The sequence below is a fragment of the Wolbachia endosymbiont of Drosophila innubila genome, from assembly GCF_021378375.1.
In the GTDB taxonomy this organism is placed as follows: Bacteria; Pseudomonadota; Alphaproteobacteria; order Rickettsiales; family Anaplasmataceae; genus Wolbachia; species Wolbachia pipientis.
This window is the reverse complement of record NZ_CP076228.1, coordinates 103,647-122,423: the sequence shown is the minus strand read 5'-3', so window position 1 is coordinate 122,423 and position 18,777 is coordinate 103,647. Positions and strand designations below refer to the sequence as shown.

22 protein-coding genes, 1 other RNA gene and 2 pseudogenes are annotated in these 18,777 nt (G+C 33.8%); 17 read left to right on the top strand and 8 right to left on the bottom strand.

Annotated features, from left to right (window positions below; all coding sequences use genetic code 11):
• The first annotated feature begins 46 nt into the window (after positions 1–46).
• From J4T77_RS00650 to J4T77_RS00575, 16 genes and pseudogenes are all read left to right on the top strand, one after another.
• Positions 47–643 carry a riboflavin synthase gene (locus J4T77_RS00650; protein WP_010082169.1) on the top strand — a complete coding sequence of 199 codons (597 nt, stop codon included), beginning with the start codon at positions 47–49 and terminating at the stop codon, positions 641–643.
• Positions 644–700: 57 nt separating this feature from the next.
• Entirely contained in the window at positions 701–1,291 is a 591-nt protein-coding gene (locus tag J4T77_RS00645) for a CvpA family protein (protein ID WP_190321132.1), read from the top strand.
• 124 nt (positions 1,292–1,415) lie between these two features.
• Positions 1,416–1,755: a transfer-messenger RNA gene (gene ssrA, locus J4T77_RS00640) on the top strand.
• Positions 1,756–1,776: 21 nt separating this feature from the next.
• Positions 1,777–2,214, top strand: a complete 438-nt coding sequence (locus J4T77_RS00635; RefSeq protein WP_006279412.1) for a ClpXP protease specificity-enhancing factor SspB — start codon at positions 1,777–1,779, stop codon at positions 2,212–2,214.
• 200 nt (positions 2,215–2,414) lie between these two features.
• Entirely contained in the window at positions 2,415–2,633 is a 219-nt protein-coding gene (locus J4T77_RS00630) for a hypothetical protein (protein ID WP_190321131.1), read from the top strand.
• Positions 2,602–2,907, top strand: a complete 306-nt coding sequence (locus J4T77_RS00625) for a type II toxin-antitoxin system RelE family toxin (RefSeq protein ID WP_310732675.1) — start codon at positions 2,602–2,604, stop codon at positions 2,905–2,907. The genes J4T77_RS00630 and J4T77_RS00625 overlap by 32 nt, the downstream gene beginning before the upstream one ends.
• Positions 2,908–3,005: 98 nt before the next feature.
• Positions 3,006–3,227, top strand: coding sequence for a hypothetical protein (locus tag J4T77_RS00620; protein WP_190321130.1), 222 nt, complete (start codon positions 3,006–3,008; stop codon positions 3,225–3,227).
• Positions 3,208–3,429, top strand: a complete 222-nt coding sequence (locus tag J4T77_RS00615) for a type II toxin-antitoxin system RelE/ParE family toxin (protein WP_233641051.1) — start codon at positions 3,208–3,210, stop codon at positions 3,427–3,429. The genes J4T77_RS00620 and J4T77_RS00615 overlap by 20 nt, the downstream gene beginning before the upstream one ends.
• Before the next feature lie 172 nt (positions 3,430–3,601).
• On the top strand, positions 3,602–3,823 hold the full coding sequence (locus tag J4T77_RS00610) for a hypothetical protein (protein ID WP_190321128.1): 222 nt from the start codon (positions 3,602–3,604) through the stop codon (positions 3,821–3,823).
• Complete coding sequence (locus J4T77_RS00605; RefSeq protein ID WP_233641050.1) at positions 3,814–4,053, top strand: type II toxin-antitoxin system RelE family toxin; 240 nt, start codon at positions 3,814–3,816, stop codon at positions 4,051–4,053. The genes J4T77_RS00610 and J4T77_RS00605 overlap by 10 nt, the downstream gene beginning before the upstream one ends.
• Positions 4,054–4,246: 193 nt before the next feature.
• Positions 4,247–4,525 (top strand): YggT family protein, encoded by a 279-nt coding sequence (locus J4T77_RS00600; protein WP_006279515.1) that lies wholly within the window; start codon positions 4,247–4,249, stop codon positions 4,523–4,525.
• Positions 4,526–6,640, top strand: coding sequence for an FtsK/SpoIIIE family DNA translocase (locus J4T77_RS00595; protein ID WP_010962378.1), 2,115 nt, complete (start codon positions 4,526–4,528; stop codon positions 6,638–6,640).
• Between the two features lie 155 nt (positions 6,641–6,795).
• The gene (locus J4T77_RS00590) at positions 6,796–7,341 is read left to right on the top strand and encodes a hypothetical protein (RefSeq protein ID WP_190321127.1); all 546 of its coding nucleotides are present in this window, start codon (positions 6,796–6,798) and stop codon (positions 7,339–7,341) included.
• A gap of 197 nt (positions 7,342–7,538) precedes the next feature.
• Positions 7,539–8,159 carry a TRP75-related protein gene (locus tag J4T77_RS00585; protein ID WP_070356736.1) on the top strand — a complete coding sequence of 207 codons (621 nt, stop codon included), beginning with the start codon at positions 7,539–7,541 and terminating at the stop codon, positions 8,157–8,159.
• 25 nt (positions 8,160–8,184) lie between these two features.
• Positions 8,185–9,465 (top strand): flavodoxin-dependent (E)-4-hydroxy-3-methylbut-2-enyl-diphosphate synthase, encoded by a 1,281-nt coding sequence (gene ispG, locus J4T77_RS00580; RefSeq protein WP_070356735.1) that lies wholly within the window; start codon positions 8,185–8,187, stop codon positions 9,463–9,465.
• Between the two features lie 178 nt (positions 9,466–9,643).
• Positions 9,644–10,971: pseudogene (locus J4T77_RS00575) on the top strand (IS4-like element ISWen1 family transposase).
• 122 nt (positions 10,972–11,093) lie between these two features.
• On the opposite strand, the pseudogene J4T77_RS07460 reads toward J4T77_RS00575, so the two are convergent.
• From J4T77_RS07460 to J4T77_RS00530, 8 genes and pseudogenes are all read right to left on the bottom strand, one after another.
• A pseudogene (locus J4T77_RS07460) lies at positions 11,094–12,170 on the bottom strand (IS3 family transposase).
• Positions 12,171–12,534: 364 nt separating this feature from the next.
• Positions 12,535–12,792, bottom strand: coding sequence for a hypothetical protein (locus J4T77_RS00555; RefSeq protein ID WP_010962372.1), 258 nt, complete (start codon positions 12,790–12,792; stop codon positions 12,535–12,537).
• 93 nt (positions 12,793–12,885) lie between these two features.
• Positions 12,886–15,273, bottom strand: a complete 2,388-nt coding sequence (gyrB, locus tag J4T77_RS00550) for a DNA topoisomerase (ATP-hydrolyzing) subunit B (RefSeq protein ID WP_010962371.1) — start codon at positions 15,271–15,273, stop codon at positions 12,886–12,888.
• Positions 15,274–15,368: 95 nt separating this feature from the next.
• Positions 15,369–15,491 (bottom strand): hypothetical protein, encoded by a 123-nt coding sequence (locus J4T77_RS06980; protein WP_010962370.1) that lies wholly within the window; start codon positions 15,489–15,491, stop codon positions 15,369–15,371.
• A 299-nt stretch (positions 15,492–15,790) separates the two neighbouring features.
• Positions 15,791–16,012 carry a hypothetical protein gene (locus tag J4T77_RS00545; protein ID WP_148142727.1) on the bottom strand — a complete coding sequence of 74 codons (222 nt, stop codon included), beginning with the start codon at positions 16,010–16,012 and terminating at the stop codon, positions 15,791–15,793.
• A gap of 69 nt (positions 16,013–16,081) precedes the next feature.
• Positions 16,082–16,690: an SCO family protein gene (locus J4T77_RS00540; protein ID WP_190321125.1), complete on the bottom strand. Its 609-nt coding sequence runs from the start codon at positions 16,688–16,690 to the stop codon at positions 16,082–16,084.
• Positions 16,691–16,734: 44 nt separating this feature from the next.
• Positions 16,735–17,430 carry a DNA polymerase III subunit epsilon gene (gene dnaQ, locus J4T77_RS00535; protein WP_010082574.1) on the bottom strand — a complete coding sequence of 232 codons (696 nt, stop codon included), beginning with the start codon at positions 17,428–17,430 and terminating at the stop codon, positions 16,735–16,737.
• A 17-nt stretch (positions 17,431–17,447) separates the two neighbouring features.
• Complete coding sequence (locus J4T77_RS00530) at positions 17,448–18,098, bottom strand: Tim44/TimA family putative adaptor protein (RefSeq protein WP_010962367.1); 651 nt, start codon at positions 18,096–18,098, stop codon at positions 17,448–17,450.
• Between the two features lie 164 nt (positions 18,099–18,262).
• Between J4T77_RS00530 and secB the strand changes: the two genes are divergently transcribed.
• Entirely contained in the window at positions 18,263–18,766 is a 504-nt protein-coding gene (gene secB, locus J4T77_RS00525) for a protein-export chaperone SecB (protein WP_006279761.1), read from the top strand.
• Positions 18,767–18,777: the final 11 nt, after the last annotated feature.

Here is an 18,777-nt window from a genome sequence, read left to right as displayed (position 1 = left end):
GTTGTTGTAAAAAATTTTTCATGGTAAAATTATTTATTTTCACCATATGTTTAAAGGAATTATCACGGATATCGGGACTATAACTGATACTACCACTCACTCCAACTCTGATCAAATTTTCCATATCAAGACACAAAATTTATCCTCTATAAATAAAGGAGATTCAATAGCTTGCTCTGGTGTGTGTTTAACTGTTGTTGATATAATGAGCGATACATTTACAGTCCAAGCATCTCAAGAAACTATGAAGGTTGCTAACTTAAATACGTGGAGAATAGGAAAAAAAATAAATCTCGAACAAGCAATGAGATTAAGCGATAAGATCGATGGCCACCTGGTTCAGGGTCATGTTGATGGGATAGTAAAATTTTTAACAATTAATCAAAATTTAGATTCTCATGAAATCAAACTATCGTGCCCACAAGAATTAATTAAATTTGTTGCAAAAAAAAGCTCCGTTACACTAGATGGGGTTTCCCTCACAGTGAATTCAGTTATTAATCAGGAATTTACAGTAAATATCACTCCCTATACATGGGAAAATACAACTTTTCAGTACAACAAAGTAAATGATTATTTGAATTTAGAAATTGACATGATCGCTAGGTATTTAGATCAATTGATGCAGCATAAATACAATTAATTTTACAACCTTGTTATTTACAACTATTATATCTTGAAAACCATATAGATATAAAACATGCTTTTCGATAGCCTAATTACCTTCATTGTTGTTCTATGCGTAATAATCTCGGTAACTAGAGGCTTTATAAAAGAGCTATGCGCACTAATGTTTCTATTTTTATCGGTCTTTCTGACAGCTAATCACTATGATTTTTTCGCTCCAAATTATAGTAAATATTTTGATTCTAAAGTTACACTAAACATACTTTCTACAATCTCTGTATTTATTATACTTAATCTTATATTCATGATAATAAATAACTGGCTAATGTACATATTATCACCCATAAGGTTGGGGTTTATCGATAGAGTTACTGGAATCTTTCTCGGAGTGCTTAAAGGAATATTGCTCTCTTATGTATTATTTTTTGCTGTGCACTTATATTGCTACACAGTATATGACAAAAAAGAGGGAGAGTATAAAATAGAAGCAGAAGACATATTGCCTAATTGGATAATAAATTCACACTCTTATCAGGCTTTATTTGTGACAGCAGAAGAAGTAATTGACATGTATGTACCAGAGTCGTTGATACTAAAAATAAAAGAGATCGGTGGAGAAATGGTTGATCAAGAAAAACCTAAAAACAATAAAAAAGAAGAGTAAATATTTATTTATAAATATTTTCATTGGGAGTATTCAAAAAGCCATATGTGTCAGGTTAAGAGCACAGAATTTTTTACTGGAAATATTAATTTTGTTTTAGCAATAAATCAACTTAAGGTCATAATATCTTGACATTTATTTAATGTTGCTATATAATAGCTATGTACATTTTGTGTACTATAGCAATAAAATTACCTTGTAATAGGTGTATTGGACTCGAGGGCAGTACTCGGCGTCTCCACCATGTTTTTTAATTTATATGGGGACGAATAAGAATCGACATGCATAGTAAAGATGGTAGCTTTGCTCGGTTAGACACCACCGCTAAGAGTTCATAATTTAAATGCAAACGATAATTTTGCTGCTGAAGACAATGTCGACGCAATAGCTGCTTAATTTAAGCACTATAACTTCATTGCTATAAGCACGGTTCAGGGAACGCCGGGTAACAGAAGTTCCCCAAAATTTACGTATGTGAAAGTTATATGGAGCAAACAGATTACAAAAAACTGCTTAATTCTGCTAAGTTTCAAGTTATCAAAAAGACTTTAGATGTTATATCAGGTAATGGTTTTATCCCTCACTTAGAAATATTATTTTTCACATATTTTAATGGTGTGACCATGCCAGATCGTTTGAAAAAGTCATACCCTACTCAAATGCTTATTATATTACAGCATCAATTCTATGATTTAAAAGTTTCTGAGGATAAATTTAGCGTCAGTTTGAGTTTTCAAGGAAAACAAGAGCGAATTACTATACCGTTTTTTGCTATTAGTGAGTTTCGTGATAAAATTTCAGGAGATGTTTTAATATTTGACAAAATCAGTATCGACTCTGATAAAGAATACAAAAGTGAAAAATGTACTGAAAAACTATCAAACGGTAGTATTATATCCATAGATCAACTGCGTGATGAGTAACTGCTCATCTTTATAAATAAAAAATATTAATAGAAAAAAGTGGTCTAACTTAAGTAATAGAATAGAGGGTAGATAAATATGCTAAATCTTTAATTATTTATTAACGCAGGTGGCAAAATTTTTCTTACATATCATCAACTTCCTTTATTGAAAAATTCAGAAAAATGTTGTATAATTATTAGTAGACTTTGGTAAAACATATGACAGATTCAGGAATTAGTATAACTTTTGACCCAAAAATTTCACATAACCTTACTAAGTTAGCTGAAATCACCAAGGAATCCGTTCAAGAACTAGCAAAAAGGTTAGTCATCGAAGGAATCGAGTGCGAAGTAGAAGATATTGCGTTATATAAAACTATTAAGGAATGTGAGGATGTAGACTGGAATACAGTACTATCTGAAAGGGAGAGGACATAAACTGAAATACGATATTGTCTACTCAAAAAACTTTACTGAAAGAGATTTTCTAAATCTTCCAAAAACAATAAGATCAAGGATTACAAAAGCGATAAACGAGCGGCTTACAACTGATCCAATTAAATTTGGTAAACCATTACGTGGCAGGCTAAAAGGGTATAGAAGAATAAGGGTTAGTGATTATCGAATTATTTATACTGTAAATATTGCAAAACATAAGGTATTTGTTGCTACAGCAGGACATAGAGACACCATTTATGAGAAGGCTACTTGATAAACATTAAATATATTTTTATACAGCCCTCCTTCCTTTATTGAAAAATTAAAAAAAATGTTGTAAAATAGCTATAGTAGTAGACTTTGGTAAAACTGATGGTAAATTCAAAAGTTAGTGTAGCTTTCAACCCAGAAACTTCGCAGCATCTTGTTGAACTAGCTAGAGCCACCAAGCAGTCTGTTCAAAAATTAACAGAAAAGCTAGTCAAGGAAGCAATCGAACTTGAAGCGGAAGATATTGCATTTTCCAAAATTATTAGGGAGTTAAATTCTGATGATGCAGAAGAAGTAGAGGATAGTGAAGACATCTGGAAATAAGCAATACACCATTAAATATCTAAAGCATGTTCTTAAAAGAAATTTGCCTTCCTTGCCGGAAGATGTAAAGCCAAGTATTAAAGATGCAATAAAAGAGTATCTTGAGACTGATCCTATTGGTAACGGTGTGTTGCTACGCAAGAGATTAAAGGAACATAGAAGAATAAAGTTGCTGATGATTATCGTATTGTCTACCGTGTAAATACTGTAAAACGTATAGTAATTATTGTTTTAATAGGACACAGGGACAATATTTACAAGCAGGCAATATTGGACCTACTGAAACATTAAATATATTTTTATACACCACTCCTTTCTTTATTGAAAAATTAAAAAAAATGTTGTATAATTATTAGTGGACTTTGGTAAAACATATGGCAAATTCAGGCATTAACATAGCTCTTAGCGAAGGAACTTTAAAGCATCTTGCTGAATTATCTGAATTTACTAAACAGCCCGTTCAAGAATTAGCAGGAAAACTATTTAGAGAAGCAGTTGAGCTTGAAATGGAGGATTTTTTAGTATCTAAAATTTCTGATGAGCGTGATGTTGAAGGTGCAGAAACAGTTGATTTTGAAGATATTAAGTGGGATTAGAGCGTTACAAGGTTAAGTCTCTAAAGAGTGTTGTTGAAAAAGATTTACCAAACCTTCCAAAGATAATAAGGCTAAGAGTTCAAAAAGCTATAAAAGAACGTCTTACAGTTGACCCAATAAATTTTGGTGAACCACTACATCATAACTTAAAAGGATGTAGAAGGCTAAGAGTTGGTGACTATCGTGTAATTTACAGAGTAAATCAATTAGATCATAGAGATAGGACATAGAGATGATATTTATAAGAAATAAATATCAACATTAATATATATTATACACCCCTCCTTCCTTGTCCATTCTCTACTTTAGGTGGCTTTGCGCAGCTCAAAAAATGAAGTTTTTTTTGGTTCAGCAAAAACAACATTTTGAGTTTGAAAAGGCTAAATACTTGTCTTTTATATAACTTTCGTGTAATAGATATGTATGCATCCAATCATATATCTACTCAATACGTTACTTGATCTTTATAGCTTCATTCTAATATGTTGGGTTGTCCTAAACTGGCTGGTTAAACTTAATATGGTGAACATATATAATGAAACTGTCAGTAGCATAATGCACATCTTGAACCAATTGACATATCCACCACTAAAGATTATTAGAAGATATATACCACCGTTCAACGGATTAGATTTATCTATAATGATATTGCTAATAACAATTCACTTTGTAAAATATACAGTAGCTTACTACTTTAGGTAGATGTTAAAAAAATATCTAAAATCAGCAATATATCTATCCCTTTTAATATATATATATATATCAGTTTTTAGCTATAACTATAAAGATCCTTCCTTAAACACAGCTACAAATGAGGAAGTGACAAATTTAGGTGGAATAGTAAGTTCATATTTAGCTGATATATTGGTTCAATTTCTTGGATTAACTAGTGTTACAATAGCTACAACCATAGTTTACTTGTTGATCTTCAGGCCATCAAAAAGGCTGCTAAAAATTCTCTATTTAATATTAATCAATTTAGGGATATGTGCTATACTACCACAACTTTCGCTAGGCATCACTGCAAGGTACAGACACAGTGGAATAATAGGGAATGCACTAATTAATAACTGCCCGTTTTATATATTTGTGATAGTAACATCAATAGGTCTTGTAGGATCTGTTGGTTGGAAGAGAACAATTTACTCTCTATTCTTCTTATGTAAAAAAATAGCTTGCTTATTTGTAAATGTTCCATTCTTCAGATCACATAAAACTACTGAGTATTCAATTGCACCATTAGTAGTAGAAGAAAAACATAGAACTAAAATCACTACTAAACAACAACCAAAAGAAAGACAGAAAAAAGCTACCGAGGAGGTTTTAAGTGAGTTTAAGTTTCCAAGTATCCATTTACTTTCTAAAGCAGAAGAGTCTTTGCAGAGAAAACAGCTAAATGAAATGGAGAGCAATAAAAATTTATCTCTGCTGGAACAAGTCCTGAGTGATTTTGGCGTGCAAGGAAAAATTATCAGTGTATGCTATGGGCCGGTTGTGACTTTGTACAAACTTGAACCACAAGCTGGCACGAAATCTGCAAGAGTAATTGGCCTTGCAGATGACATTGCACGTTCGATGAGTGCACTCTCTGCACGTATTTCAATAATTCGTGGGCAAAATGCTATGGGAATAGAGTTGCCGAACAAGGAACGGGAAATTGTAATGCTGCGTGATTTGCTTGAATCCCCAGAATACCAAAATGCAAACTTAAATCTCCCAATTGCGCTTGGCAAAGAAATAAGTGGAAAACCAGTTATTGCAGATCTAACTAAAATGCCCCACTTGCTCGTTGCTGGAACCACAGGGTCTGGTAAATCAGTTGCGATTAACACTATGATTCTTTCACTCGTTTATCGATTAAGTCCTGATGAATGTAAGATGATAATGATCGACCCAAAAATGCTTGAGCTTTCAATATATGATGCAATACCGCATCTAATAACGCCAGTGGTAACAGAGCCAAAAAAGGCTGTAGTCGCTCTTAAGTGGATAGTGAAAGAAATGGAAAATCGCTATCGCATGATGTCCTATTTAAATGTGCGCAATGTAATAAACTATAACCAAAGAATCACAGAAGCGATGAATAGTGGAATAGAATTGGAGCGCGTTGTGCAGATTGGCTTTAACTCAACAACAGGCAAACCTCTGTTTGAAAAAATACCAATCAAGATGGAAACATTTCCGTATATTGTAGTGATCGTGGATGAAATGGCAGATTTGATGCTTGTTGCCGGCAAAGAAATAGAGTGCTCTATTCAACGCTTAGCTCAGATGGCTCGTGCTGCAGGAATACACATCATAATGGCAACACAACGCCCATCTGTGGATGTGATCACAGGTGTGATAAAGGCGAACTTTCCAACGAGAATCAGTTTTGCTGTTACTTCTAAGATAGATAGCCGTACAATACTTGGCGAACAAGGGGCTGAACAATTGCTCGGCATGGGTGACATGCTCTATATGGCCTCTGGTGGTAAGATCATTCGAGTTCACGGCCCATTTGTAAGTGATAATGAGGTGCAAGATATAGTTGATCATCTGAAAATGCAAGGTGAGCCAAACTACATGGAGGAAATCACTAAAGAAGATGAAAATTCTTCTACAGAGTCACACGATGAAACGGAGGATGAAGAAAATGACCTCTATAACCAAGCAGTAGCCATCATTCAAAGAGATCAAAAAGTTTCAACCAGTTACATTCAAAGGCAGCTTAGAATAGGCTATAACAGAGCAGCAAACATCGTTGAAAGAATGGAAAAGGAAGGTATTGTCAGCGCTCCAAATTACTCAGGGAAAAGAGAGATATTGGTTGAATAACAATCTTGTAATACCTTAATTTAAGTTTTCGCACTTTCAAAAAGCAAGTCAAACGAAATTATTAAAAGATCAATACATAATGACAATTGATTTAATAATAATTTAAACATTTGGAATGTAAAATTATAATATATTAATTAACTAGGGGGTTAAAAATGGTTATAACTAAATGGGTACTTGGCTTTGATGAGTCAGATATAACAGCATTGCAGGAAAGTCAACAAATTGATGCTGAGCAGTTTGAAAAAGTTTTTGGTGCATTAAAAGAATGGCAAGAAGCTCAAAAGATAGATGCTAAACAGTTTGAAGAGGTATTTAGTGCATTAAAAGAATGGCAAGAAGCTCAAAAGATAGATGTTGAGCAGTTTGAAAAAGTTTTTAGTGCATTAGAAGACAAGATTGGTACTAAGCAGTTTCAAGCTATGCAAGAGCACTTAAACGGCCTGCAAGAAAAAGTGGAAACACTTGCAGAGGCAGTAGCAGATCAACAAAAAATAATGGCAATTTGTATCATAGTCAGTGCTGTTGCCGCAATAGCAATAACTAGTTTTGTTGCATTCTGTATCTATCAGGGAGTTAAGCTTGATAAAGAGAAAAAAAACGACTTATCTAAAGATACGCCAGACGCAAAACTTAATAATGTAGATACTACCGATGGTACTGAAAAACTACAGAATAACTTAAAAGTTGCAAACATATAGCTGCATAACACTTTTCTTGAAAAGGTGTTACGCAACTTGTAACACCTTACTCTTCTCTTAGTCTGCGTAGGTTTTTTTGATAGCAAACATATCACTTTTTAGAAAAATATTTGTATTGTAAAGTTAGTAAAGATTCTGGTTTACTTAAAGTTTGTTAATTGCTATCTTTTAAAACACGATATTTACTATAGCACCATATGCTTAGGGTTTTTTCTAAAATTTTATTTATATTAATGTTTTTGGTTTCTAGCTTTTTTACTGTGCATAGTGCTGAAGCTAAATCTAAGCTCAGTAAGAGATACATACCTCCTGGTAACCCTGGTGGTGCAAACTTTCATACAGATGAGGATTTTGCTGAGTCATATAAACTGTATGAGAAGCGTAGGGAATTGCTCAAGAAAAAAAAATTACAAGATCGAGCTATAAATAAAGAAGATCTAATCAAAAAATTAAAAGAGAAAAAAATTGCTAGTCTTGATAATGAGCCAAATGACATGGAAGCTTGCATAGTCGACGATGAAGAGAGCACTATGATAAATCAGCATGGTATTAATATCGCACGTTTAAGGGGTGCTGTATTTATAGATCAAGAGTCAGTTTTCCAGTATGAAAATAAGCAGCATGAAAGTGAACAACAAGAAGAGAAGAAAGTTACTTCAACACGAGAAAAGAAAGTTTCTCCTATAAATGTCACTATAAAAGAAACTCCATCAAGAAGAACGTGCTCACATGATTCTATTGCTAATTTGGATAACGTAGATGCTTATAGTTTGAATGGTTCAAGTTCATTTGGCAGTGTAGCTGACACAGTAAAATAGTATCACAATATTGGCCATTAATAATATGCTAGATAAAGACCTGATATTGAATGATAATACATATGAATTATCGCAGATTTCCAGGCACAAAACTCATGTTGTAGAAGTTGGAAAAGTAAAGATAGGCGGAAATAATCCTGTAGTTGTACAATCTATGGCGCTTGGCGTGCATATAGATGCTGATAATATAAAAAGTAGCGCAAAACATTATGCAAAAGAGATAACAGAACTAGCGCGTACAGGTTCAGAATTGGTGCGAATTGCCTTGAACTCAGAGGAGGTAGCAAGAGCAATACCTTATATAGTAGAAGAGATAAATAAAGAAGGTTTTGACGGTAAAATATTGGTAGGCTGCGGTCAATATGAGCTAGATAAATTAGTTCAAGATTATCCAGACAACATCAAAATGCTGGGTAAAATTAGAATCAATCCAGGCAATATAGGCTTTGGCGACAAACGTGATGAGAAGTTTGAAAGGGTGATAGAGTATGCAATAATGCACGATCTTCCGGTTAGAATTGGGGTAAATTGGGGTAGTCTTGATAAATACCTTTTGCAAAAATTGATGGATGAAAACTCTTCGCTTAGTAATTCAAGGCCTTCTGATGTTATACTGCGCAAAGCACTTGTAATGTCTGCTCTTGATAGTGCAAAAAAAGCTGAAGAAATTGGTCTAAATTCAAACAAAATAATCATTTCATGTAAAGTTAGCAAAGTACAAGATTTAATTTTAGTTTATATGGCACTTGCAAAATCTTCCAATTATGCGCTGCATTTGGGTTTAACTGAGGCTGGTATGGGCAATAAAGGTGTGGTAAATACCGCAGCAGGGCTTACTTATTTATTGCAAAATGGCATTGGAGATACAATACGGGCTTCTTTGACTCAACGTCCTGGTGAATCGCGTACTAATGAAGTGGTGGTGTGTCAGGAAATATTGCAGTCTATAGGCTTGCGACACTTTAACCCTCAGGTTAATTCATGTCCTGGTTGTGGGCGCACGAGTAGCGATCGTTTTCGTATATTAACTGAAGAGGTGAATGGCTATATAAAAACTCATATGCCGATGTGGAAGAAAAAAAATCCAGGTGTAGAGCATATGAACATTGCTGTTATGGGATGCATAGTAAATGGTCCTGGAGAAAGCAAACACGCAAATTTGGGAATCAGCTTACCTGGATATGGAGAAAAACCTGTTTCAGCAGTCTACAAAAACGGCAAATATTTCAAAACTTTACAAGGTGATAATGTCTCTGAAGAATTTAAGGCAATTATTGATAATTATGTGAAGAAGCATTACACGTAACCTTTCACGGTTAATTAATAGATAAATCGCAAATAAAAAAGAAAATTAAACCTTGTTTTTCTTTTTTCGTTGGGAATGTTCAAAAAAGCATACGCGTCAAGTTAAGGAAATAAAGGTATGAAAGAGATAGAATAATAAGGTATAAGTTCTCCCAGAAATACTTTTAGTGAGAGAACCAATGAATAAAATAACTAGCTTATCAAAAAAGCTCAAAGAATTTTTTAATGAAAAAGCAGACAAAATCTCAATTACAACAAGGTTTATAAAAAGAAAGAGAAAGCTAAAAGGTTCATCGTTCGTAAAAGCCATGGTCTTGGGTAATATAGGGGTTGATAATTGTAGCGTAGAAACAATGTGTCAATTACTAAACGAGGACTCGATAGATATAACAAAACAAGGTTTGGATTTTAGATTTACTGAAGAAGCAGTGGAATTTATGAAAAGGATGTATAATGAATCTGTGCTTCTCTTCAAAAATATCTTGCAAGTTGATTGCAAAATCTTACAGCAATTTAATAGTGTTAAATTATTGGACAGTAGCTATATTACTCTACCTAACAGTATGGAAGAGATGTATAAAGGTTATGGTACTAGCTACAGTGGCTATGAAAGCAATACTAAATCTGGAATAAAGTTACAATTAGTTTTCGACTACATGAATCAGATAATAGACCAACTTAATTTAACGGAGGGAGTAAGATCAGACCAGGGATATAGGAAACATTTAAGTAATATATTAAGCAATGATTTGCTAATATCTGATCTCGGTTATTTTGTGCCAAGTTCTTTTAAACAAATCAATGAAATAGGAGCTTATTTCATAAGTCGTTATAAACCGATACCAACATATATGATGTAGAAACAAATCAAAAATGGAGTTATTAGAATGTTTAGAGGATAAGTTATTTTTTAGAAAACGAGGTATTGTTAGGAAAAGAAGCAAAAATTAGAGTAAGAATTATATGTCAGAAACTAACTGAAGAACAGTCTATGGCCAGAAGAAGGAAAGCTAATAGATTAGCAAGATCGCAGGGATATACATCCTCTAAAAGAAATCAAAAATTGTTGAACTGGTCAATATTTATAACTAATGTTCCAGAAAATAAAATTAGTGCTGAGCAAGTATTAACGATTTACAGAGTAAGGTGGCAAATTGAGTTATTATTTAAATTGTATAAAAGCCATATCAGACTTGATAAGCTAAAAGGAAAGCCATGCAGAGTATTATGTGAACTATATGCTAAATTGTGCGCAATTCTTATATTTCACGGCATAGTTGGTTGCACAGAAGTGAAAAAGAATACAGAACTTAGCTTAACAAAGGCATTTATTGAGCTAAAAAGGCGGGTTATAGAGTTATTTTTAGCACTAAAGAATAAAGTTAATAGTTTGAAAGTTTTTCTTAAAAAGCTTACCATAACTTGGTCTCGATTTTCATTAAAAGACAAGTACAGAAAAACTAGAGTATCTACCTTAACTTCCCTGAATTTACTTACAATCTCTTAACTTGACGCGTATGGTTCAAAAAAGTGTGTCAAACCGAAAAAAAAGTAATAAATTGATATAAAAAAAATGGAGGTTTGACTGACCTTACCCAGAAAAAGTGGAGAGAAAGTGTGGAATGTTTTTTACAAAAAGAATGATGCATCAAATTGTTCTGGAATGCAATAGTTAATAGTGACGTTGTTTGTTATAAAAAATTTCTATGTATTCAAATATTGCAGTTCTAGTTTGTTGAGCAGAGTGTTGTGAAGTATCAATAAGTATTTCTCTTTTCAATGAGCTAAAGAAGCTTTCTGCAACAGAATTGTCGTAACAACAGCCTTTATTACTCATCTATATTCTTTACAGCTAAGAGATATTGATACCCTTGCGCAGTATATTGTGAACCTTGGTCACTGTGCAGCAGTAGATTTTAACAGGTTTACGCCTATTAATGGCCATTAATAAAGAGTTCATAACCAATTGTTTATTTATTGCACTACTCATTAACTACCATACGTGAGAATTATTGCTGCCAAATATAGCCATCCCTCCTTGGTTTTGATGTAAGTAATCCCATACTTTATTTGGTTGATCAACAATAAAGTTTTGATCTAGTATATTGGGAGCTACAGCTCTATTATCTGTTTGTTGTTTTTTAATTTTAAACTTTCTTCTCAGTATAGCCCTGATGTCATTTTTCTGCATAATACTTTGCACCGTTTTCAAATTGCAACTTTTACCCAAAGCCTTCAATTCAGCATGAATTTTAGGAGCTCCATATCTACATTTAGAAACTTGATATATTTTTTGAATAGCTGCGAGTAGCTCTTTATTTGCTGATTCTCTACTGCTTATTTTTCTTGTGGTCCACTTATAGTAGCCACTAGCAGAAAATCCTACATAATTCCTGTACTTTATAGCAGTTACTATATAAAAAAATATTTTACTCTTTTTGACTGGCCAGGGCTTTTTTTTTAATGTCTCTTTCCCTTGTTACTCTTGCTTTGTAAATCAAACCTCTCTTTGTCATAAGGTGCTACATCTGGAAATGCATTTGCCGCCGACTTTTTTTCGTTGTGTTTCTTTATCCATTTTCCTAATACACTATCCCTTATTCCTAGATCTCTTGCTACTTTTGCAACTGGTTGACCTACCTTTCTTTGTTCATTTGCCAGTTTAACAGCTTCCAATTTGAATTCTGCTGTATATTCTCTTACCATTTCTAATCCTCCAAAATTTTATTTTACCCAAAAAAACTCTTTTCTTTCTCTCCACTTTTTCTGGGTAAGGTCACTTGGCAACAGTTGCTCTACTTTCTCCTTCATCCAATGCTTCCATTGCTTCCATTGCTTCCATTGCTTCCATTGCTTTTTTCCTTAAGTCGTAACTATACGCTGCTGGCATACAAACCCCTCTACCATAAATCCATTCTTACCTTATTGGGATTATTATGAGAAGAGCTATAACTCTATGGGAGGGAAGCAAAATCTGGGATTCGGCCTTAATGGCATTAGCGTTGCATCAGCTTCACCCTCCCTGTGAGGTATTTTAGCTCTAATGCCTCACATCATAAAGATACAAGTGTCAAGCTACTTGGATGACAGGGGAGGGAGGCACTGGGATGACAGGAGAAGGTAGTGGGATGACACCCTGACAACCGTCATCCCGCTGCTTGTTAGCGGGATCTAGAGATACCGCGAATGAATCGCGGCATGACGTAGGACTGCTTTCATTCCAGTGCTTGACACTGGAATCCAGCCTTTCTGCAATCTCATCGAAAACGTTGTAACCACTTTCTATGCTAGTTTGCTTGTGAGCAACCTGGATTCCAGTGTCAAGCACTGGAATGACACCGTTATAAAGGAACCAGTGTCAGCTACTTGAATGACACAGTCTTTGCTTAAACCCGTAACGTTCGTACATTTTGCTAAAAGTTCAAATATCAACATCATGCACATTAAGTGCATTGCTATTAATAAAATCACGGCGTGGTTCAACTATATCACCCATTAATATTGAAAATATGGAATCAGCTTCTTCACAATCTTTTATTTCAACCTTTAATAAAGTTCTAGCCTCAGGATTTAACGTAGTATCCCATAGCTGATCAGCATTCATTTCACCAAGACCTTTAAATCTCTGCAGAGTTAAACCTTTTTTACCATAGTCCATTATTATTTTTGCAAGCGTACTTGGAGAAGTGATTCTTATTTCAGTTTCTTGTGACTTTAAAAATGAATCACCATTAAATAAATTACTTATACCATCAAGCAAACTTAATATGTTTTGCATATCTTTGCCTTCAAGCATACTAAGCGCAAATATATATTTGTCTGCCAACCCTTGAAACAATTTAGAGATATGAATTTCTTTTTCTTCATCTTTTATTTCCACTTCCCAAGTGTATTCGCTGTACATTAACTTCAAATACTTTAATATCTCATCAGCCGATGATAGAGCATTCTTTTTACTTAAAATTAGCAATGACTCTAAGAGATTTTGTGGTATTTCTCTATCATAATTTTTGCTAATATTAGAAGTGCTAACGCATTTATTCAAAATAAGGCGCAAGTTGTTAAATTCTGTAGCTGTACCACTTAGTGTTAATCTTTTAACTGCTGAGTTTATTATATACTCTTCAAAAGTTTCGTCATCTTTAATATAAGTGTCTTTGGCATTCTTTGTAACTTTATAGAGGGGTGGCTGTGCTATGTATAAGTAACCTTTTTCAATAACTTCACGCATATGTCTAAAAAAGAAAGTTAGAATCAAAGTTCTTATATGTGAACCATCAACATCTGCATCTGTCATGATGATAATTTTATGATATCTAGCTTTTTCAATATCGAAGTGTTCACTCCCTATTCCAGCACCAATTGCAGTAATTAAAGAGCCTATTTCTGCAGATGAAAAAATACGATCTAAACTTACACGTTCTACGTTTAGAATTTTTCCTCTTAAGGCAAGCACTGCTTGTGTTTTACGATTACGCCCCTGCTTTGCAGTACCACCTGCTGAATTACCCTCTACTATAAATAATTCCGATAACTCAGGAGCTTTTTCCTGACAATCAGCAAGCTTTCCTGGCAGAGTTGCAATATCAATATTGTTTTTGCTTTTAACTAGCTCGCGCGCTTTTCTTGCAGCTTCTCTTCCTTTTGCTGACCTGATTGCTCTTTCTACTATGCTTGCTGCCAATTTGGGATCAGTTTCAAGGATTGTGCTCAATTTATCAGAAACTATACTTTCTACAACTGCACGTGCTTCAGAACTAACTAGTTTATCTTTTGTTTGTGAAGAAAACTTAGGATCAGGCATCTTAAGAGATAAAACACAAGTTAAACCTTCTCTAACGTCCTCTCCAGTTAAATTTACTTTTGCTTTCTTTAAAAACCCTTCATTAGTTGCATAGGTATTGATACATCTAGTTAGTGCAGATCTAAATCCTGCCAAATGCGTACCACCATCTCGTTGCCGTATATTATTAGTGAAACACAACATATTCTCATAGTAGGAATCATTCCATTCCATCGATATTTCCAAGCTGATGCCAAGATCTTCTGCATCTCCTTTCATACTGGCAATTTTAGTTACATGTGTCTTATTCTTATCTAAATACTGCACAAAATTTGCTGTACCAAAATTGTCTTTAGATTGATTGCTCTGATTGAAATGAGATTCTGTATATGGTTCATTGCGCAGATCACGTAAAGTAATGTCGATATTTGAATTTAAAAATGCTAATTCTCTTATACGACTTTCAAGCGTTGAGTAACTGAAATTAATGCCATTAAAAGTCTCTGTTGATGGCATGAACGTGACTTTAGTTCCTCTTTTGTTTGTATTTTCGTTGACTACCTTTAAAGGTTCAATAGACTCACCATCTTCAAAACGCATAAAGTGTTCTTTCTTATTGCGCCAAATAATTAATTCCAACCAGCTTGATAATGCATTCACAACTGAGATTCCAACACCATGTAATCCCCCAGAAACTTTATAGGTATTGCTGTCAAATTTACCACCAGCATGGAGTTGAGTCATTATTACCTCTGCTGCTGATATTCCTTCTTCTTCATGAATGTCAGTTGGAATGCCACGACCATTGTCGGTTACTGATACTGAACCATCTTTATTTATGCTAACTTCAATTTTATCACAATACCCAGCTAAAGATTCATCTATTGCGTTATCAACAACCTCATATACCATGTGGTGCAAGCCAGATCCATCGTCAGTGTCACCAATATACATACCTGGACGTTTCCTTACAGCATCAAGACCCCTTAAGATTTTTATTGCATCGGCATTATAACTATTTTCCATGGTATTGCTTCGTTTATGAATGTTAATTAATATTACATTCATATATGCTGATTAGCAACATTTTTAAACTGATAACCCATATTAAAAGCACAACTTTACGAATGTTTATTTTTGAAGACAGCAAATAGTGTCATTCCAATGTGTCTTCCATAACTGTACGAACATTCATTTTTGAAGGTAAATTGCACAACAGATGATGTCATTCCAGTGCTTGACACTGGAATGGCTTTGTTGCATCGCTAGCTATGATGGATTAAAGATAAAAAAGATGGAGAATATCAGTAGCTTATTATTCTGGTATTTATAACAAGAACGGTCAGTGAATACCTAAATTTGAGTAAAAGAAATTTCACTACCACTCACTAATCCGGCTAAAATTCAAGAATTTCAATGCTTTAGCTATTTTCAATAGAATTAAATTTATTAATGTAAATAATAAATTACTATTCTTAAATTTGATCAGATTGATTGCAAAAAAACAAGATTTTCAATAAGTTACTTATAATCCTAACTATAGTTAGCCTTTCATAAGTAGCGATGCAACAAAGCCCACTGGAATCCAGAAATTTTGCTTATAACTGAGCTGATGAGCTAAAGGTAGTTGTCTTACGCTAAAACAAACGTTTTTAATTAAGTTGCATAGAAGCTGGATCCCAGTGTCTGGGCACTGGGATGACACCCCACTGGTGGGAATTGCTCCCAAACTACAACGTTCGTACAGTTGTGTGTGTCTTCCCATGGAGATTGCTCTCAAATCATAATGCTCATGCAGTTGCATGCTCGACTAATTAACAGAAAAATCTATAATTCAGTTTACGTATTTTCTTATCTCAGCCAAAATCTTATCAGATTGACTTTCGTCTGAATTTAAATCAGCTGCAAAGTGTGTAACATATTTTCCTCCAGGGCCAATAAGGTACATTATTGAAGAATGGTTGATTTCTTCTTCTCCACCAACTTTGCTAGCATATACTTTATACTTTGCAATTACTTCGTCTATTTTTTCTCTTTCACCAGTTAACATTTGTATTCTGTGGTCAAATTGCTGCTGAAATTCTTTAAGTCTTTCCGTGCTATCGCGCTCAGGATCGACTGTGATGAAGAATGTTTGTAGCTTGTTGTTAGTTTTCTCATCTAACTTTGCAAGTGTTTCTGAAATTATTCCAAGGTTCATAGGGCAAATTCTTTTGCATGAGGAAAACCCAAAGAAAATCATCATGTATTTATCTTTAAAATCACTACTGCGCAAGATCTGTCCGTCCTGATTAATTAAAGAAAAACCTCCGCCTATCTTAACTTCTGCGTTGTGAATCGCTGCTGGGGCAAATATGCCTTTTTTAGTGAAATAACAATAACCTAAAAAAACAACTGCTAATGCTGCTAGCACATTAGATAATAATCTTATAAACCTTACCATTAGAATGCTCTCAGTAAAATTGAATTGTATCTTTATTGGTTAACCTATTCAATATATTTATTCCAAAGTGTATTGTTAATTTTGTCTAACAGTTTCTTATGTTCATCAATTTCTTCACTATTTGGTAAATGTTCTCTGGGAGTTAGATTACGTACTTTATGCTGAACGAATGTGGAGTTACTGTCCTGATTGCATTCATTATCAAACAGAAAGGTTTGTAACCCTCCTGTAAGTTCAACATATACCTTTGCAAGCAATTGAGCATCAACTAGTGCTCCGTGCAATTCTCTATTCTCTAGCGATATATCAAAACGCTTACATAATGCATTCAAAGAAGCAGGTGATCCTGCGAATTTTTTCCTCGCAAGAGGTAATGTATCTAGCACTCTGTCTGAGGAAATTAACCTAGCATTCAGCTTGCTTAACTCCATGTTAAGGAACTTAACATCGAATTCAGCGTTGTGAATTACCAAAATATCATTAGATATAAAGTCAAGAAATTCAAGTGCAACATCTGAAAATAATGGTTTATCTTCTAAAAATTCTTCACTAATACCGTGAATCTTAAACGAGTGATAAGGTATATCTCTTTCTGGGTTAAGGTACCGATGGAATACTTTACCTGTTGGAATGCGGTTAATTAATTCCACACACCCTATTTCAATAATTCGATGACCAGATTCAGTGTCAAGACCTGTCGTTTCAGTGTCAAGTACTATTTCGCGTAGCTTGCTTTCCATTTCAAATAAAACTCATCTTACTTATCATTTGTCTTATCGTTACTTGTCTTTTTATAGTGAATAGAAACAAGCAACCAGCTTGGGTCTGATGAATTAACATTTTTTTTGAATTGCCATACATCCTCAACTTTATTAATAGTGGATGTACTACCTGATATTATATCTCCTTCATTGTTCTTAACGAAGTTAATTTGCTCTGAAAGGAAATATACTGCAATAAACACTGCGTTTTTTACTAGCTTTATTTCTAAAATCTTTTGTGAAACGATAGAAACAATTATAGACTCGTGCACCTCTTTACGATGTTTAATCTTCTCTGCAAAATTATCATATAAGTCTTTATCGAGAAGTGGTTTTAACTGAGACAAATTTCCTTGATTGAAACATTTTATTATTAATTCAAAAGCTATGCTTGAACCTTCTATAAAGTGGGAAATAGAAAAATCTTTGTTTTTTTTTAATATTTGTTTATAAGTAACTTTTATTGAATTTTCATCATTGCTATCAATGTAACCCTCAATGTTTTCTACTACATCTTCTCTACTTCGGCTTACATCCAATACATTAGTTAGCTTTTTTAGGTTGAGGTTGGCTGACCTTCCTAAAGAATTATACAAACGTGAAAAAATGAACGCCGCTAATAAAGCATATATTACAAGCTCTATCATAGTAACTCAACTCCTTGGCATATAAAGTATCCGAACATTATTAATTATTAATGAAAATATGTTTTTCATATCAACTTATAATCAGGTTTGCTATTCGTTTGTAAATGAATATATTATATAAGAAAGTATTAAATATCTCAACTTAATTAAAGGAGACGTAAGAAATGCCACAACAAAAAATGAGAATTCACGGTCAATATGTTAAAGATCTATCATTTGAGAATCCGAATTCGCCATTCCTTTCTTCTAGTAAAGCTCCAGATATTAATGTAATGGTTAATATCAATTCAGCAAAATTAGAAGGGACGAAAAACAAAGAAGAAGTGAATGAAGAAAAATCTTTTCATGAAATTACTTTGCATATAGAAGTCAAAGCAACGGTAAAAGATGAAGGCATAAAAGATGGTGTAGCTTTCATTTGTGAGACGAAATATTGTGGCATTTTTTCAATAGAAAATTTAAAAGAGTTGAGTGAGGAAGAGGTAAGACAAGCTTTGTTTATTGGCGGACCTACTTTTCTTTTCCCTTTTGCAAGAGAAATAATTGCAAGAGTTACAAGTAGTGGTGGATTTCCCCCACTGATGCTAGATCCTATAGATTTTGAAACTATGTATGAGCAGCAAGGTCAACAACAAAAAAGTAACGGTAGTAATTCCAATTTTAACTAATATAGTGTGAT

Excerpts from the sequence above, each read along its gene's own strand:
- J4T77_RS00650 (WP_010082169.1), top strand. The coding sequence starts at position 47 with ATGTTTAAAGGAATTATCACGGATATCGGGACTATAACTGATACTACC.
- J4T77_RS00645 (WP_190321132.1), top strand. The coding sequence starts at position 701 with ATGCTTTTCGATAGCCTAATTACCTTCATTGTTGTTCTATGCGTAATA.
- J4T77_RS00635 (WP_006279412.1), top strand. The coding sequence starts at position 1,777 with ATGGAGCAAACAGATTACAAAAAACTGCTTAATTCTGCTAAGTTTCAA.
- J4T77_RS00630 (WP_190321131.1), top strand. The coding sequence starts at position 2,415 with ATGACAGATTCAGGAATTAGTATAACTTTTGACCCAAAAATTTCACAT.
- J4T77_RS00620 (WP_190321130.1), top strand. The coding sequence starts at position 3,006 with ATGGTAAATTCAAAAGTTAGTGTAGCTTTCAACCCAGAAACTTCGCAG.
- J4T77_RS00610 (WP_190321128.1), top strand. The coding sequence starts at position 3,602 with ATGGCAAATTCAGGCATTAACATAGCTCTTAGCGAAGGAACTTTAAAG.
- J4T77_RS00600 (WP_006279515.1), top strand. The coding sequence starts at position 4,247 with ATGCATCCAATCATATATCTACTCAATACGTTACTTGATCTTTATAGC.
- J4T77_RS00595 (WP_010962378.1), top strand. The coding sequence starts at position 4,526 with ATGTTAAAAAAATATCTAAAATCAGCAATATATCTATCCCTTTTAATA.
- J4T77_RS00590 (WP_190321127.1), top strand. The coding sequence starts at position 6,796 with ATGGTTATAACTAAATGGGTACTTGGCTTTGATGAGTCAGATATAACA.
- J4T77_RS00585 (WP_070356736.1), top strand. The coding sequence starts at position 7,539 with ATGCTTAGGGTTTTTTCTAAAATTTTATTTATATTAATGTTTTTGGTT.
- ispG (WP_070356735.1), top strand. The coding sequence starts at position 8,185 with ATGCTAGATAAAGACCTGATATTGAATGATAATACATATGAATTATCG.
- gyrB (WP_010962371.1), bottom strand. The coding sequence starts at position 15,273 with ATGGAAAATAGTTATAATGCCGATGCAATAAAAATCTTAAGGGGTCTT.
- J4T77_RS00545 (WP_148142727.1), bottom strand. The coding sequence starts at position 16,012 with ATGGGAAGACACACACAACTGTACGAACGTTGTAGTTTGGGAGCAATT.
- J4T77_RS00540 (WP_190321125.1), bottom strand. The coding sequence starts at position 16,690 with ATGGTAAGGTTTATAAGATTATTATCTAATGTGCTAGCAGCATTAGCA.
- dnaQ (WP_010082574.1), bottom strand. The coding sequence starts at position 17,430 with ATGGAAAGCAAGCTACGCGAAATAGTACTTGACACTGAAACGACAGGT.
- J4T77_RS00530 (WP_010962367.1), bottom strand. The coding sequence starts at position 18,098 with ATGATAGAGCTTGTAATATATGCTTTATTAGCGGCGTTCATTTTTTCA.
- secB (WP_006279761.1), top strand. The coding sequence starts at position 18,263 with ATGCCACAACAAAAAATGAGAATTCACGGTCAATATGTTAAAGATCTA.